Here is a 15,121-nt window from a genome sequence, read left to right as displayed (position 1 = left end):
GTGATCCGTACGGAAGAGATGCTCTTAAATGTAGGGCCGCAGCATCCGAGTACACATGGTGTGTTTCGGCTTGTGATTAAGATTGACGGGGAAATTATTAAAGAGGCTACACCGGTTATCGGATATTTGCATCGCGGAACAGAAAAGATAGCTGAGAGCTTGCAATATACACAAATTATCCCGTATACAGATCGAATGGACTATTTATCAGCAATGACGAATAATTACGTCCTTTGCCACGCTGTAGAGACGATGATGGATCTTGAGATTCCAGAGCGTGCTGAATATTTACGGGTACTTGCGATGGAGCTTGGGAGAGTTGCGAGCCATCTCGTCTGGTGGGGAACGAACCTGCTTGATATAGGAGCGGTTAGTCCATTTTTATATGCCTTTCGTGAACGAGAGATGATTATAAATTTATTAAGTGAATTGTGCGGTGCAAGGCTTACTTTCAACTATATGAGAGTCGGTGGCGTGAAGTGGGATGCGCCAGACGGCTGGATTGAAAAGGTGAAAGAGTTTGTTCCGTATATGAGAGAGCAATTGGCAGGTTACCACGACCTCGTTAGCGGAAATGAAATTTTCTTAAATCGTGTGAGGGGCGTTGGCGTATATAGCGCGGAAGAGGCGATCTCGTATTCTTTAAGCGGCGCAAATTTGCGATGCACGGGAGTCCGCTTTGATCTTCGCAAAGATGAGCCGTATTCTATTTATGATCGTTTTGACTTTGATGTTCCTGTTGGGATCTCGGGAGATGCTTGGGACCGCTACGTTTGCCGGATGGAGGAAATTGAGGAGTCATTGAAAATTATTGAGCAAGCAGCCGAGCAGTTCCCGAAAGACGGCGCTGTGCTGGCGAAAGTGCCGAAAATTATTAAAGCACCTAAGGGAGAAGCGTTCGTCCGTATAGAGTCACCGCGGGGAGAGATTGGCTGTTATATTGCTAGTGATGGAAAGAAAGAGCCGTACCGCTTGAAATTTCGCAGACCGTCTTTTTATAATTTGCAAATCTTACCGAAGTTATTGAAAGGTGAAAACATCGCCAATTTAATTACGATTTTAGGTGGGGTTGATATTGTACTTGGGGAGGTTGACGGCTAATGATTGAGACGCTCTTACAATCACCTTCAAGCTGGACGAATTTCTTCATTTTTTTCGGGTTAGCGGTGCTTCTATTATTTGCAGTCCTTGGCTTCGTTACATACGGTATTTTGGCAGAACGGAAAGTGATGGGATTTATGCAAGGACGGATTGGACCAAACCAAGTTGGGGGCCGGTTCGGTTTACTCCAAACGGTAGCTGATGTTTTGAAACTATTATTAAAAGAAGATAGCATTCCGAAAGCTGCAGATAAACCGTTGTTTATATTAGCACCTGTTATTGCATTCGCACCAGCATTTATGGTGCTTGCGGTTATCCCGTTTACTGATAAATTTCAGTTCGCGGATATTGGTGTAGGATTGCTGTATTACATTGCTGTTTCTGGGATTACGACGATCGGAGTTGTAACTGGGGGATGGGCATCAAATAATAAATATTCCCTTTTAGGAGGGATGCGTGCGGCAGCGCAAATGATTTCTTATGAGATTCCACTTGTGATGAGTGTAATTGGCGTCGTTTTGTTAGCTGGTAGTCTTAACTTGAATGAAATTGTAGCGGCGCAGGAAAAGGTATGGTACATTTTCGCACAGCCAATCGGTTTCGTCATTTTCTTAATCGCGGCAGTTGCAGAGTTAAATAGGACACCGTTTGATTTACCCGAAGCGGAGTCAGAACTTGTTTCAGGATACCATACGGAATACTCAGGTTTTCGCTGGGCGTTTTTCATGCTTTCAGAGTATGTGTATTTCTTCGGGATGTCATCTTTAATTACAGTACTCTTTTTAGGAGGCTGGAATCCAGTTATGTTCCTTGGGTTTATTCCAGGAGCTGTATGGTTTGCTTTGAAATTCAGCAGTGTGGTCTTTCTATTGATTTGGTTCCGCGTTACGTTCCCGCGCATAAGAGGTGACCAGTTAATGGAGTTTGGTTGGAAAGTATTATTACCAATCGCACTTGCAAATATTTTCTTAACGGCATTGATTAAGGAGCTATTCTTCTAATCTATAAAGGGGGTGCCAGTAAGAGATGAAAGGACTATTTAAAGGGTTAAAATATACGCTTAGTAATTTGAGTAAGAAAAAGGTGACGTATGATTATCCAAATCAACCGTTGCCATTACCAGACCGATTTCGAGGTATTCAAAAGTTTTATCCAGAGAAATGTATTGTTTGTAATCAGTGTTCCAACATTTGTCCGACAGATTGCATTCAATTAACAGGAAAAAAACATCCTGATCCTACGAAAAAAGGGAAAATTATCGACACGTATGATATTAATTTTGAAATTTGTATTCTTTGCGATTTATGTACAGAAGTTTGTCCGACAGAGGCGATTGTAATGACAAATAACTTTGAACTTGCAGAGTATTCACGTGATGATTTATTTAAAAATCTGCAGTGGCTTGACGAGAACGACGAGAACATCAGGAAGGAGAATAAAGCATGAACGGCGAGTTTGTAGCTTTCTTTATATTATCCTTGTCTGCGATTATCGGCGGCGTTCTTATGCTGAATTTAACGAAAGTAATGCATATGATGCTGGCCCTTGTACTTACGTTCCTTAGCATTGCGGGTTTGTACTTTCTCTTATCAGCCGAATTTATCGGAGTGGCACAAATTTTACTTTACTCTGGTGCAATCACTATTATTATGATTTTTGGCATTATGTTAACGAAACATAACGCGGAAAATGAATCGCGCCTTACTCTTCGAAAATGGATTATCTTCTTTGCGGTTGTAGCATTTGGAGCAGTTATGTATTTCGCTGTTAATAGTATCGATTTTTCAAATCAAAGCACACAAGGAAGTTTACCTCTCCATGAAAATAACACACTTCAAATCGGTACACTTCTCTATTCAAAATATATTATTCCATTCGAATTAACCTCAGTTATTTTACTTGTAGCACTTGTAGGAGCGATTATCCTTGCGAAGAAGGATGAGGGAGAGGAGGATTCCCATGAGTAGCGTTCCGGCTTCTGCGTATTTAACACTTGCGATTATTTTGTTTTGCATCGGCTTATTTGGAGCTTTAACAAAGCGAAATACAGTAATTGTACTAGTTTGTATCGAATTGATGTTAAACGCCGCCAATTTAAATCTAGTAGCGTTTAGTAAATTAGGCTTGTTTCCGAATTTAACAGGACAAATTTTTTCGCTGTTTACGATGTCTGTAGCGGCAGCGGAGGCAGCGGTAGGTCTTGCAATTTTGATTGCTTTGTACCGTAATCGCCCGACAGTTCATGTAGATGAGATGGATACGCTCAAAGGATAGCATTGTGACCGAAAAGGGGGAAGGAAACAATGATCGATTATGCATGGCTCATACCGCTTTTCCCGCTTGTTTCGTTTTTGTTACTTATTGTGTTCGGGAAGAAAATTAGAGAGGGAAGTAGTGTACTAGGTATTTTCTTTACCTTTCTCTCCTTTATATCCGCGGTAGTGGTACTAATAGAACGATTTTCATCCGAGGCAGTGAAGCATAAGTGGGTATGGCTTAGGGTAGGAGATATAGACATATCATTTGGTTTTGAAGTTACCGCATTAGGGGCTTTAATGTTGTTTATCGTTACACTTGTAAGTTTTCTTGTACATGTGTACTCAAAAGGTTATATGAAAGGTGACACCAGATTACCAACCTTTTATGCATATTTAGGGCTCTTTACCTTTGCGATGCTTGGGCTAGTTATATCGACGAATTTATTACAGCTTTATATATTTTGGGAGTTAGTCGGCCTTGGTTCGTTTTTACTTATCGGTTTTTATTTCTTTAAAGAAGAAGCGAAGGCTGCTGCGAAAAAGGCTTTTATTATGACACGCATTGGGGATGTTGGGCTATTTATTGGGATGATATTAATTTTTTGGCACGCAGGTAGTTTTGAATATGACGCGATTTTTAAAGCGATTCATACGGGCGACCTCTCTCCTTCTATGATTACAATAACGGCGATATTAATTTTTATCGGTGCGATGGGGAAATCAGGTCAGTTCCCGCTTCATACATGGTTGCCAGATGCAATGGAAGGACCGACACCTGTTTCGGCGCTTATTCACGCGGCAACGATGGTTGCAGCCGGCGTATATTTAGTAGCGACGATGTTCCCGCTATTTTCAGCAAGTGCGGTAGCGATGCAAACTGTGGCAATCGTTGGGGCGTTCACCGCAATCTTTGCGGCCTCTATCGGTCTAGTGCAAACTGATATTAAGAGGGTTCTTGCTTACTCTACAGTTAGTCAGCTCGGGTATATGATGCTTGCGCTAGGCTCGGCTGGTTATGTAGCTGGTATCTTTCACTTAACGACACACGCCTTTTTTAAAGCATTATTGTTCCTGGCAGCAGGAAGTGTAATTCATGCAGTCCATACGCAAAACATTAATAAAATGGGCGGTTTACAGAAAAAGATGAAAGTAACCGGTGCACTATTTTTAATAGGCACACTTGCAATTAGTGGTGTTCCCCTTCTTTCCGGATTTTTTAGTAAAGATGAAATTTTAGCGGCGGCTTGGATGAATGGCAATTACTTTCTATTCGTTTTAGCAGTAATTGCGGCATTTCTAACAGCATTTTATATGTTCCGTCTATATTTTCTTGTCTTTACGGGGGAAACGAAGACGAAGGAAGAGGTGCATGAATCGCCTCGCACCATGACGTATCCGATGATTGTCCTTGGTGTCCTTGCGGTAGTGGCAGGTTATATAAATACACCGTGGTTCGGAATGTTTCTTGGGGATTGGCTTACGAAAGATATAGGATTCCAGGTGAAGGAAGTGCATGGACCTGTTTGGATTATGGTTGTTGCGACGCTCGTTTCATTTGCGGGAATTGCCCTCGCATATTTCATATATGGCAAGAAATCTATCTCTAGAGATTGGGCCGGCGGAGAAGGGACGTCTCTTTATAACCTTTTGAAAGAAAAATATTATGTGGATGAACTATACAATGCGGCAGTACTTCCTATTACGAAAGGAATCGCTCATGTGCTTCGCTTATTTGAAGTATACGTTGTAGAAGGAATCGCAGTTTTAATTGCTGGACTCGTTAAAGGTATGAGTGGACTAGGATCACGGCTTCAAAACGGGAATGTACAAGTGTATGGAACTGTAACAGCAGTTTCGCTCGCAGTGCTCCTAATTATTTTGTTATATACGGGAGGGGATTTACGGTGAATGGATTGCTATTAACGTTCTTCATTTTTTCCCCGCTTTTAGGAATTCTCTTGCTTTTATTAACGCCGAAACGAGAATCGCGTACAGTGCAGGCGCTTGGTTTATTCGGAACGGCGCTTCCATTTGGAATTGCTATCGTCCTTGCTTGTACATACGCTTCAGGAAAGAGCTTATCGATATTTGATGAAAAGGTGAAATGGATTCAATTTGGGGATTTCACAGCAGTGGACAAAAGGTGGTTTTCAATTTATTACGAGCTCGGCATTGATGGTTTATCGCTTGTAATGATGGTGCTCACAGCCCTTCTAGCGATGCTTGCAGCAATTGCGGCATTTTCTATTAAAAGAAATTTGAAAGCATTCTACATGCTGTTACTCATGTTAGAAATAGGTATGCTCGGTGTCTTCGCTGCTCAAAATTTAATGTTGTTCTTCATGTTCTTTGAGATTACGTTGCCACCAATGTTTTTATTAATTGGCAAGTGGGGGAAATTGTCGAGTGAAAAGGCTGCATATAGTTATTTAATATATAACGGTATTGGATCAGCTATTTTACTTATCGTTTTCTCGGTTTTATTTGCGAAAACAGGTACAACAAATATTGCGGAGCTTAAAGAAATATTAACGAGTGTAGGTGCTGGGAGAGGAATGGCTGTCTCAAGTAGCGTACAGTTCGGCTTGTTTCTTGCCATAATGATTGCTTTTGCGATTAAACTCCCTGTTTTCCCTTTGCATCGCTGGATGGTCAATGTACACATAGAAGCGCATCCTGCTGTAGTTATGCTTCACGCGGGGGTTTTGCTGAAGATTGGCGCGTACGGTATTGTTCGCTTCGGGAAAGGATTATTCCCAGAATATTTTCGTGATTTTGCAACGCTAATTGCGGTTTTAGGGGTAATTAATTTATTGTATGGGGCCTTTCTAGCACTCATCCAAACGGACTTTAGAAAGGTACTTGCTTACTCTAGTATTTCGCATATGGGCATTGTATTAATGGGGCTGGCGGCGTTAAATGCACCAGGTATACAAGGGGCATTGTTCCAAGTTGTGTCTCACGGTTTAATTGCGGCCTTACTCTTCTTCTTGCTTGGCATTATTGAAGAGCGTTTCGGGACTTCGGATATTACAGCACTTGGTGGACTTGCAAAAAGTGTTCCGGTGCTTAGCGGTTTCTTCCTAGCGGGCGGTATGGCATCGCTTGGAATGCCAGGGATGTCCGGATTTATTAGCGAATTCCTTGCCTTTCTCGGTTTATTCCAAGGGAAACCTGTTATCGCCGCCGTCGGTGTAATTGGAATTATTTTAACCGCTGTATACGTATTAAGAGCGACACTTCAAGTGATATTTGGTAAGAAAGAATGGGAAGCGAAATCTGATATACACGGATGGGAGTACGTTCCTGTTATAGTGCTTATCGTTTGTATTATTGCAATTGGGGTAATGCCAGAACTACTAGGGGATCCACTTCAAACTACATTGAAAACATTGGGGGTGAAGTAGGATGGATATGAACACGTTACTTAGCTTATCATGGCATCTCATGGTACCAGAATTCATTATTCTCGGGGCAGCCATCCTTCTTTCCATATGTGATTTGTTTTTTAAGCTAAACCATAGGTACGTTGCGATTGGTGCAATTGCCGCTTCCTTGTTAGCGATAGTGTCATTAATGACGCTATATAGCGAACCGGCAGGAGATATTTTAAATGGATCGTTTGTACTAGATGGATTTTCAAAAGGATTTAAAACGTTGTTATTAGGCGGAGCAGCTCTCGTTTTATGTATGGCAATAAGCGATGACAAAAAGGAGCCTATTCAAGATAAAGGAGAATATTATTATTTGTTTTTAATGGCGCTTCTTGGAGCGATGTTCATGGCTTCTAGCGTTGATTTCATCACATTGTTCGTTGGTTTAGAGTTGCTTTCGCTTTCTTCCTATATTTTAGTAGGAATCCGAAAAAGAAACCGCGCATCGAATGAGGCTGCAATGAAATATGTCATTAACGGAGGAATTGGAACAGCAATTACACTCTTTGGAATGAGCTATTTATACGGTATTACAGGGTCGACCAACATAGTAGAAATGCAAAAGGCATTTACGCAAGGATTGGCCGGGGGCATTCAGTTATTGTTAGCTCTCGCATTTCTACTTTTGCTCGTTGGACTCTCATTCAAAATTGCAACAGTGCCATTTCATATGTGGGCACCAGATGTGTATGAGGGAGCGGCTACACCTGTCACTGCTTTTCTCGGAACGATTTCTAAAATTGCTGGTTTTCTACTCATTACGCGTTTGTTTCTTATGGTGTTTGCAGGTGTGGCAATCCAAGGAGACGCACAATCTTTGTACGGGCGTATGAGTATATATATTGCGGTACTAGCTAGTATTACGATGATTGTTGGGAACGTAGTAGCATTAAAGCAATACAACGTAAAACGTCTATTTGCCTATTCAGGTATCGCGCATGCTGGGTATTTGCTAGTCCCTCTTGTAGCGCTATCGCAGTTTACGATGGATAGTATGTGGTTTTATATGCTTGCATATATGCTTATGAATATAGGAGCATTTGCAATCATCCACGGATTAATCTTACAAAATGATAAGGAAAACATGACGATTTTTACAGGGTTATATAAGCGATCCCCCTTTACAGCTATAGTGATGACGGTCTTTATTTTATCGTTAGCTGGAATACCGGGGACAGCAGGTTTCATCGGAAAAATTAACATTTTTTTAGGGGCACTTCATGTTGAACCTGCTCATTACGTATTAGCTTCTATTATGATGGGGACGACGGTTATTTCATTCGTATATTATTTCCGAATATTACAGCAAATGTTTTTCCGCAAGGGAGAGACAGAAGAAAAGCTCCGATTACCGTTAAATATAAAGATTGTCATGAGTCTTTGCGCAATTTCAATTGTAATACTAGGGATTATGCCGATGATTGGTTACAATTTCTTTTATGAACATTTTCCATTAATGAAGGATTTCTTCTTCTTGGGGAACGTGGTACAATAGTGGAAATAAAAGGTGTAGAGTCCGTACTCTACGCTTTTTATTTTGGAGTAACAGCAAATGAAAACGTCTATAGGTATATGTTTTCCGAGAGAAAATTACGATGTAAGATGCTTATTTGCGTTTGAAAAAGTGTGGCTCCTACTTATTTATGGTATCGTTTTTTACATTTTGCGTAAGTAGTAGCCAAGCAAAAAAAGGGGTCGATTTTTTGGCACATCTTTTAGGGCAACAAGCACTGATTGCCATTGTTTCGCATTTATTGTTTATTACCATTACGTGGTGGGCCTTACAAGGTATTCATATTGAGCGCTTAATGAAGTCTGGAAAAGTGATGCAGACGAGAGTATTACTTATCCTAATTACAATTGCAATTGGGACATCTGTAAGTAACTTTTTCCTTGATTATTTAGGCTATTCAAAGAGTTTAACGTATTTAGTAAAGTAAGTGTATAGAACCTCATATCTCCGTTAACAATGGGGATAGGAGGGGATGAAATTGAAGTTTAAAGCCATTCTTATCGTTATCGTAAGTGTTGTTTTATTTTTGGTTGGATATAAAGAGATGAAACCTATAAGCGATGAACAGAAAATGGAGAGCATGATTGCAGCTTTAGAGAAGAACGATGCAAAAGTAGAGCGGTGGTCATGGTTAGCGCGAGAAACGAAAACAATTTCTAATATACATACGTTTCAAAAATTGTTAAACGATGTGAAGGAAGAGGCAAACATCGAAAGTTGGGAATTAGAACAATCTCCAGATGGATATAAGGCTACATCCTATAAAAAATCTTCTTCACATGAAGAACGAATAGTAGTAACTTGGAGTAAGGAAAATACTAAAGAAAACACTTTTATTATTTTTGAAGTGAGCGGGGCGAAATGGGACCCGAAGTACGTTCAGAACATGGATAAAATTTTTAGTGAAAAACCTATAATTTACACTTGTGTTCAAGGTGTACTGAATGATAAGATTGAAGGTGTTTTGCAAAATAAAACCAATCAGGTTTTGAAAGATCTTTCAGCAAGAGCGATCGAACAGATAGAAGAAAGAGCATTTGTATCAGTCTCCGCATATAATAAAAAGTGGAATGACGCTCTTTCAACAAATAGAGAGAAAATAAATGTGCAAATAGCAATACGTTCTACAAACAACAAAGATACAATTGTGGTTGGCACACCGATCATAACTTCTGAGTATTGAGTGAATAGATACTGAAAAAAGGACACGGAGGGGAATAATTTGGAAAAGATCATCGTCCGTGGCGGAAAGCGGTTAAGCGGCACAGTGCGTGTTGAGGGCGCAAAAAATGCTGTATTACCTATAATCGCTGCAGCCCTATTAGCGAGTGACGGAAAGAATGTACTATCTGAAGTACCAGTATTATCTGATGTATACACAATTAACGAGGTATTACGTCATTTAAATGCTGAAGTCGTATTTGAAAATAACCAAGTAACAATCGATTCTTCTAAAGAATTAAACATTGAGGCACCATTTGAGTATGTACGTAAGATGCGTGCATCTGTTCAAGTAATGGGACCATTATTAGCACGTAACGGTCGTGCTCGTATTGCACTTCCTGGTGGATGTGCAATTGGTTCACGTCCAATTGACCAACATTTAAAAGGCTTCGAAGCAATGGGAGCGAAAGTAAAAGTTGGTAACGGATTTGTTGAGGCACACGTAGAGGGCGAACTAAAAGGAGCTAAAATTTATTTAGACTTCCCAAGCGTAGGCGCGACAGAAAACATTATGTCTGCAGCTACATTAGCAAAAGGGACAACAGTCCTTGAAAACGCAGCGAAAGAGCCAGAAATCGTTGACTTAGCTAACTTCTTAAATGCAATGGGAGCGAAAGTACGCGGAGCTGGAACTGGAACGATTCGTATTGAAGGCGTTGAAAAATTATATGGTGCAAACCACCCTATTATTCCTGACCGTATTGAAGCAGGAACATTCATGGTTGCAGCGGCAATTACAGGTGGAGACATCTTAATTGAAAATGCTGTGCCTGAACATTTACGCTCAATTACAGCGAAAATGGAAGAAATGGGTGTTAAAATTATTGAGGAAAATGAAGGTGTACGTGTTATCGGCCCAGATAAGTTAAAAGCGGTTGACATTAAAACTATGCCTCATCCAGGTTTCCCAACAGACATGCAATCACAAATGATGGCATTATTACTACATGCTGATGGAACAAGTATGATTACAGAAACGGTATTCGAAAACCGCTTTATGCACGTTGAAGAATTCCGTCGTATGAATGCTGATATTAAAATCGAAGGTCGTTCTGTAATTATGAACGGTCCAAGTAGCTTGCAAGGAGCTGAAGTTGGCGCAACTGATTTACGTGCTGCAGCAGCATTAATCTTAGCTGGTTTAGTATCAGAAGGTTATACTCGTGTAACAGAGTTAAAACATCTTGACCGCGGTTATGTAGACTTCCATAAGAAATTAGCTGCATTAGGTGCAACTATTGAACGTGTAAACGAAAAAGTAGAAGAAGTGAAAGAACAAGAAGTTTCTGATCTTCACGCTTAATTGAAGTAGTCTCTATGTCTTTTGACATAGGGGCTATTTTTTTTGGGTTATTACTGTTATAGTCAATAAATTCCATACTTATGCACGTCTCAGTGAAAATATTTAGAAAATTTTTGTTTTATTCCACTATTTGCGGTCAGTAAACCCCCACTGATTATAGTTTCACTTTATATCGATACCCCCAAGTATGTTCTAAAAGATCCCGTATTTCCATAAGAATGAAAGGAATCCAACTTTATCCCGCTATTTGCGGTCAATAAAACTCCCACCTCAAAATTCGGCTGAAGCAAAGTAGTTAGGTGTGAGTCGGGCTGCCCGTAAATGCCCGATTGGTTCAACTAATAATCAGTGGGGGATGAACAAAACCCCCCACTGATTAAAGTTTCACTTTATATTGGGGGAATAGGATGAAATTTTCAAAGCCACTTTTCATTACAGTAGCGCTCTTAATAGCGCTCGTTATCATTGTACCTGCTGCTCTTGTTATTCCGTTTGCGAAAGCAAAAGTAGGGGAAGAAGCAGCTTCTAAAACTCCTCCAGCGATAGAAAGTATACCAGCTCCAGGGAAAGTGGATACAGCGGTTCAAGTTGCTGTATATCGTGATCAGCAGAAGAAGGTAGAGACATTACCTATGGAGGAGTATGTGGCCGGTGTAGTAGCTTCTGAGATGAATGCCAGCTTTGAAATAGAGGCGCTAAAGGCGCAGGCATTAGCAGCAAGAACATTTGTAGTGCAGCGTATGCTAAGCGGAGGTAAGAAAAACAACGCGGATGTGACAGATACAGTGAAAGATCAAGTGTACAAAAGCAAAGAGGAATTGAAGAAACAATGGGGTAATAACTACGAAAATAATTTAAAGAAAATTGAGGAAGCCGTTTCGAAAACCGCAGGACAAGTTTTAACGTATGATGGAAAACCAATTTCAGCATCCTTCTTCTCAACGAGTAACGGACGAACAGAAAATGCAGCTGATTATTGGGGAAATGATTATCCGTACTTGAAAAGCGTAGATAGTCCGTGGGATCAAGCCTCTCCAAAATTTACGAGTGAACAAAAATTCACAGTAGCTGATTTTCAAAAACGTCTCGGTGTGAAAGTACTAGCAAACGGAAAGGTTGGTAATATTAAAGACCTTACGGAAGGAAAGCGAGTAAAGGATGTAGAGTTCCAAGGGAAAACATTAACAGGAAAACAAGTTCGTGAAAAGTTAGATTTACGCTCCTCAGACTTTACGTGGAAACAAGAAGGGGATAACATCACCGTTACAACGAAAGGATTCGGTCACGGCGTCGGTATGAGCCAGTACGGTGCGAATGGTATGGCAGCGGAAGGTAAGAAATATACAGAGATAGTCGCTCATTACTATAAAGGCATTGAAATAAAGACGATGAATGATTATGAAGGAAAATTGATGGTGAAGAAGTAGGTGTCAGGGGTTTCCTGATACCTACTTCTTTTTTGTTTAAAATATCATAATCTTCCATTAATCATTTGGTATAATTAGGGAAAACATTTGGGGGAGACAGAATGGCGTTATTGGAGTTGAAACAGGTAGGGAAGATGAACCAGTTGCCGGCAATTGAACTGGAGGTTGAAAAAGGACAATGTGTTGTTTTGCAATGCAATAATCATACAGCTAAGGTGTTGCACCGCATCATTATCGGTGAAGAAGAAGCTTCAACTGGCAATGTACTATTTGAAGGCACAACGATTGGAAAGAAGAATTATTCCCGCATTGGTTTTTGTTTTTTGAAAGATGAAGCATACGATCGTTTGAAAGTGAGGGAGTACTTCAAGTTTATATTAGGGCTTTATGAATCTAACATGAGTATGGAAGAAGTAGTACAATATGTCGGTCTTCTAGATAAGTTAAATGTTAAAATAGAAAAACTGTCATTTTCAGAAAAACGTCGCCTTCATATCGGGCGAGTTATGATTCATAATCCGGATTTAGTTATTTTAGAAGAGCCGGAGCAAAATGTCGATACAGAAAGTACGATCATTATTCGAAAAGCGATTATGAAAATGAAAGAGCAAGGAAAGGCAATCTTTATTACGTCCTCCTTTTTATCAGATGCCCTTTCGCTGACAGAAGATGTGTACATATTAAACAACGATGGTGTGAAAAAGATAGAAATAGAGCAAGAGGAAGTTGAAGAAGTCGATGAAGAAAAAGTAGTTCAAATGATTCCGCAAATGAAACTTGAACGAATCCCAGCGAAAGTGAATGATAAAATCATTTTACTGGATCCGATGGAAATCCATTTCATTGAAACACAAAATGGAGTGACACATATTCATGTGCGCGAAGGTGATTTCGTATGTGCATTAACATTAAGTGAACTAGAAGTGAGATTAACAGGATTCGGGTTCTTCAGATGTCATCGCTCGTACCTCGTTAATTTACAAAGAGTACGAGAAGTCATTACGTGGACACGTAATAGTTTTAGTTTAATTTTGGATGACGAAAGAAAAAGTTCAATCCCGCTTTCAAAAGGAAGAATGGATGAATTAAAAGGTGTAATTGGGATATAAAAATGCTCCAATAAGCTCAAAATACGATTCATTCAACAGTAAAAATACTCCTTTTACTGGTATTTTACTGCGTAAACCCTTTGTTTTTCATATGATTGAGTCAAGAAAAGCGAAACAAACAAACGAAAAGTGCTAAAGCGACCTTCATCTATAAAAAGAAAAACAAAGGGGATGACGAAATGACATTGGCAATTGAAATGAAAGATGTAATGAAAAGTTTCGATGGAAAAACGGCCCTTCGAAATGTAAATATTGAGGTAAAGCAAGGAGAAATCTTTGGATTCCTCGGACCGAGTGGATCTGGAAAAACGACAACCGTAAAAATATTAACATCTCAATTGCTTCATAGTATTGGAACGGTACGAGTGTTGGGGAAAGACATTACAGAACCAAGCAGCATCGATTACAAACGAATCGGCATTTTAACAGACAATAGCGGCTTATACGAAAGACTTAGCATTTATGATAACTTACTATTATTTTGTGACTTATACGATTGCAAAAAAGAACGAATTGATGAAGTGTTAGCACAAGTGAACTTATTGGATGATAAAAAAACACAAGTGAAAAAATTGTCAAAAGGAATGAAGCAGCGCGTCACACTAGCGAGAGCGATTCTTCACAAACCAGATATCCTCTTCTTAGATGAACCAACATCTGCACTTGATCCAGTAAATGTGCAAAACATTCATAAAATCTTAAAAGACTTAAATAAAGAAGGAACAACGATTTTTTTAACGACGCACAACATGGACGAAGCAGAGACGCTTTGTAACCGTATTGCCTTTCTGTGCGGCGGAGAAATTGTAGCGCTTGATACACCAGAAAACTTGCGATTAAAGTACGCGAAAGATCAAATACAAGTTGTGTTAAAAGATAAACAAAAAGAAACAGTGAAAAAAGACGAATTAGGTGCAAAACGTATTTCAGAATGGATGAACAAAGGAGAATTACTATCCATTCATTCACACGAACCAACTTTAGGTGATATCTTTATTGAAGTTACTGGGAGGGGATTATAATGACATTTTCAATGAGACGTGTATCGGCTATTTTTAGAAAAGAAGTACAAGATTTTAAGACGAATTCACAAGTGTTGTTAATGGCATTTTTACCAATTATATTTTCATTTTTATTTAGCAGATTTGGAGCGGGAAAGGAAATGTTAGGCACTACTACTATAACGGCCTTCCTATTTGTCGCAGGCTTTGTTCAATCTATGGTAATCGCAGAAGAAAAAGAAAAACATACACTACGTGTGTTAATGTTATCCCCAGCATCTTCTGTTGAAGTTCTTCTTGGAAAGAGTTTATTAACAGCGGGTCTGACGATGGTCATTTGTATTGCAAATTTATTCATTTTAGATCAGTTAAATATCAATCTTCCATTGGTAGGATTGATATTCCTATGTGGAACTATTTTATTTATCGTGCTTGGAACAATGATCGGATTGCTTGCATCTTCTGTACCACAAACATCATTAATTGGAATGCCTATTTTAATGACGATGTATTTAGCTGTACAATTTGAGTCACTAGTTGAAAATAAAATAATTAAGACGATGATTGAATATCTTCCAACATCTCATATTGTAAAAGCAATTAACAGCTTAGTAGGTGGGGCAGGATTTAGTAGTATTGGTGGGCATGTATTAAATATTGCAGTTTGGCTTATCATTTCGCTTATTGTATGTTTAATCGTATATAAAAAGAAACAATTAGACTAAAAACTGAGCCAAAAGTGCTCAGTTTT

The 15,121-nt window shown here is 39.5% G+C and carries 15 protein-coding genes; all 15 read left to right on the top strand.

Translation table 11 applies throughout. The features are described from left to right. The 15 genes from nuoD (at window position 1) to SB773_RS04085 (ending at window position 15,095) form a co-directional block, all read left to right on the top strand. A complete protein-coding gene (gene nuoD / locus SB773_RS04155; protein ID WP_063219445.1) occupies window positions 1-1,101 on the top strand; it encodes an NADH-quinone oxidoreductase subunit NuoD in 1,101 nt (366 codons plus the stop codon). Next, entirely contained in the window at window positions 1,101-2,102 is a 1,002-nt protein-coding gene (gene nuoH / locus SB773_RS04150; protein ID WP_002068471.1) for an NADH-quinone oxidoreductase subunit NuoH, read from the top strand. The genes nuoD and nuoH overlap by 1 nt, the downstream gene beginning before the upstream one ends. Window positions 2,103-2,127: 25 nt before the next feature. After that, on the top strand, window positions 2,128-2,547 hold the full coding sequence (gene nuoI / locus SB773_RS04145; protein ID WP_002016193.1) for an NADH-quinone oxidoreductase subunit NuoI: 420 nt from the start codon (window positions 2,128-2,130) through the stop codon (window positions 2,545-2,547). Next, window positions 2,544-3,068: an NADH-quinone oxidoreductase subunit J gene (locus tag SB773_RS04140; RefSeq protein ID WP_001012819.1), complete on the top strand. Its 525-nt coding sequence runs from the start codon at window positions 2,544-2,546 to the stop codon at window positions 3,066-3,068. The genes nuoI and SB773_RS04140 overlap by 4 nt, the downstream gene beginning before the upstream one ends. Next, a complete protein-coding gene (gene nuoK / locus SB773_RS04135) occupies window positions 3,061-3,375 on the top strand; it encodes an NADH-quinone oxidoreductase subunit NuoK (protein ID WP_000100081.1) in 315 nt (104 codons plus the stop codon). The genes SB773_RS04140 and nuoK overlap by 8 nt, the downstream gene beginning before the upstream one ends. 29 nt (window positions 3,376-3,404) lie before the next feature. After that, window positions 3,405-5,267 (top strand): NADH-quinone oxidoreductase subunit L, encoded by a 1,863-nt coding sequence (gene nuoL, locus SB773_RS04130; RefSeq protein ID WP_410588717.1) that lies wholly within the window; start codon window positions 3,405-3,407, stop codon window positions 5,265-5,267. Beyond that, on the top strand, window positions 5,264-6,766 hold the full coding sequence (locus tag SB773_RS04125; RefSeq protein ID WP_410588715.1) for an NADH-quinone oxidoreductase subunit M: 1,503 nt from the start codon (window positions 5,264-5,266) through the stop codon (window positions 6,764-6,766). Before nuoL ends, SB773_RS04125 begins: the two co-directional genes overlap by 4 nt. Window positions 6,767-6,773: 7 nt before the next feature. Further along, on the top strand, window positions 6,774-8,288 hold the full coding sequence (nuoN, locus tag SB773_RS04120; RefSeq protein WP_410588783.1) for an NADH-quinone oxidoreductase subunit NuoN: 1,515 nt from the start codon (window positions 6,774-6,776) through the stop codon (window positions 8,286-8,288). A gap of 208 nt (window positions 8,289-8,496) precedes the next feature. Next, window positions 8,497-8,733 carry a DUF1146 family protein gene (locus SB773_RS04115; protein WP_002016201.1) on the top strand — a complete coding sequence of 79 codons (237 nt, stop codon included), beginning with the start codon at window positions 8,497-8,499 and terminating at the stop codon, window positions 8,731-8,733. A gap of 51 nt (window positions 8,734-8,784) precedes the next feature. Next, window positions 8,785-9,489: a YwmB family TATA-box binding protein gene (locus SB773_RS04110; protein ID WP_002139032.1), complete on the top strand. Its 705-nt coding sequence runs from the start codon at window positions 8,785-8,787 to the stop codon at window positions 9,487-9,489. Between the two features lie 39 nt (window positions 9,490-9,528). Beyond that, the gene (murA, locus tag SB773_RS04105; RefSeq protein ID WP_002068497.1) at window positions 9,529-10,833 is read left to right on the top strand and encodes a UDP-N-acetylglucosamine 1-carboxyvinyltransferase; all 1,305 of its coding nucleotides are present in this window, start codon (window positions 9,529-9,531) and stop codon (window positions 10,831-10,833) included. Window positions 10,834-11,240: 407 nt separating this feature from the next. Then, a complete protein-coding gene (gene spoIID, locus SB773_RS04100; RefSeq protein ID WP_002035202.1) occupies window positions 11,241-12,260 on the top strand; it encodes a stage II sporulation protein D in 1,020 nt (339 codons plus the stop codon). A gap of 101 nt (window positions 12,261-12,361) precedes the next feature. Beyond that, window positions 12,362-13,369 (top strand): LytTR family transcriptional regulator DNA-binding domain-containing protein, encoded by a 1,008-nt coding sequence (locus tag SB773_RS04095; protein WP_328056975.1) that lies wholly within the window; start codon window positions 12,362-12,364, stop codon window positions 13,367-13,369. 179 nt (window positions 13,370-13,548) lie between these two features. Continuing rightward, the gene (locus tag SB773_RS04090; RefSeq protein ID WP_328056976.1) at window positions 13,549-14,391 is read left to right on the top strand and encodes an ABC transporter ATP-binding protein; all 843 of its coding nucleotides are present in this window, start codon (window positions 13,549-13,551) and stop codon (window positions 14,389-14,391) included. Further along, window positions 14,391-15,095: an ABC transporter permease gene (locus SB773_RS04085; RefSeq protein ID WP_002143850.1), complete on the top strand. Its 705-nt coding sequence runs from the start codon at window positions 14,391-14,393 to the stop codon at window positions 15,093-15,095. The genes SB773_RS04090 and SB773_RS04085 overlap by 1 nt, the downstream gene beginning before the upstream one ends. The last annotated feature ends 26 nt before the right edge of the window (window positions 15,096-15,121 follow it).

The sequence above is a fragment of the Bacillus sp. SIMBA_074 genome (genome assembly GCF_046534555.1).
Lineage (GTDB): Bacteria > Bacillota > Bacilli > Bacillales > Bacillaceae_G > Bacillus_A > Bacillus_A mycoides.
This window is presented reverse-complemented; position numbering and strand designations above follow the sequence as displayed.

Coding starts and splice junctions, on each gene's coding strand:
- nuoH (WP_002068471.1), top strand. CDS start 1,101: ATGATTGAGACGCTCTTACAATCACCTTCAAGCTGGACGAATTTCTTC.
- nuoI (WP_002016193.1), top strand. CDS start 2,128: ATGAAAGGACTATTTAAAGGGTTAAAATATACGCTTAGTAATTTGAGT.
- SB773_RS04140 (WP_001012819.1), top strand. CDS start 2,544: ATGAACGGCGAGTTTGTAGCTTTCTTTATATTATCCTTGTCTGCGATT.
- nuoK (WP_000100081.1), top strand. CDS start 3,061: ATGAGTAGCGTTCCGGCTTCTGCGTATTTAACACTTGCGATTATTTTG.
- nuoL (WP_410588717.1), top strand. CDS start 3,405: ATGATCGATTATGCATGGCTCATACCGCTTTTCCCGCTTGTTTCGTTT.
- nuoN (WP_410588783.1), top strand. CDS start 6,774: ATGAACACGTTACTTAGCTTATCATGGCATCTCATGGTACCAGAATTC.
- spoIID (WP_002035202.1), top strand. CDS start 11,241: ATGAAATTTTCAAAGCCACTTTTCATTACAGTAGCGCTCTTAATAGCG.
- SB773_RS04095 (WP_328056975.1), top strand. CDS start 12,362: ATGGCGTTATTGGAGTTGAAACAGGTAGGGAAGATGAACCAGTTGCCG.
- SB773_RS04090 (WP_328056976.1), top strand. CDS start 13,549: ATGACATTGGCAATTGAAATGAAAGATGTAATGAAAAGTTTCGATGGA.
- SB773_RS04085 (WP_002143850.1), top strand. CDS start 14,391: ATGACATTTTCAATGAGACGTGTATCGGCTATTTTTAGAAAAGAAGTA.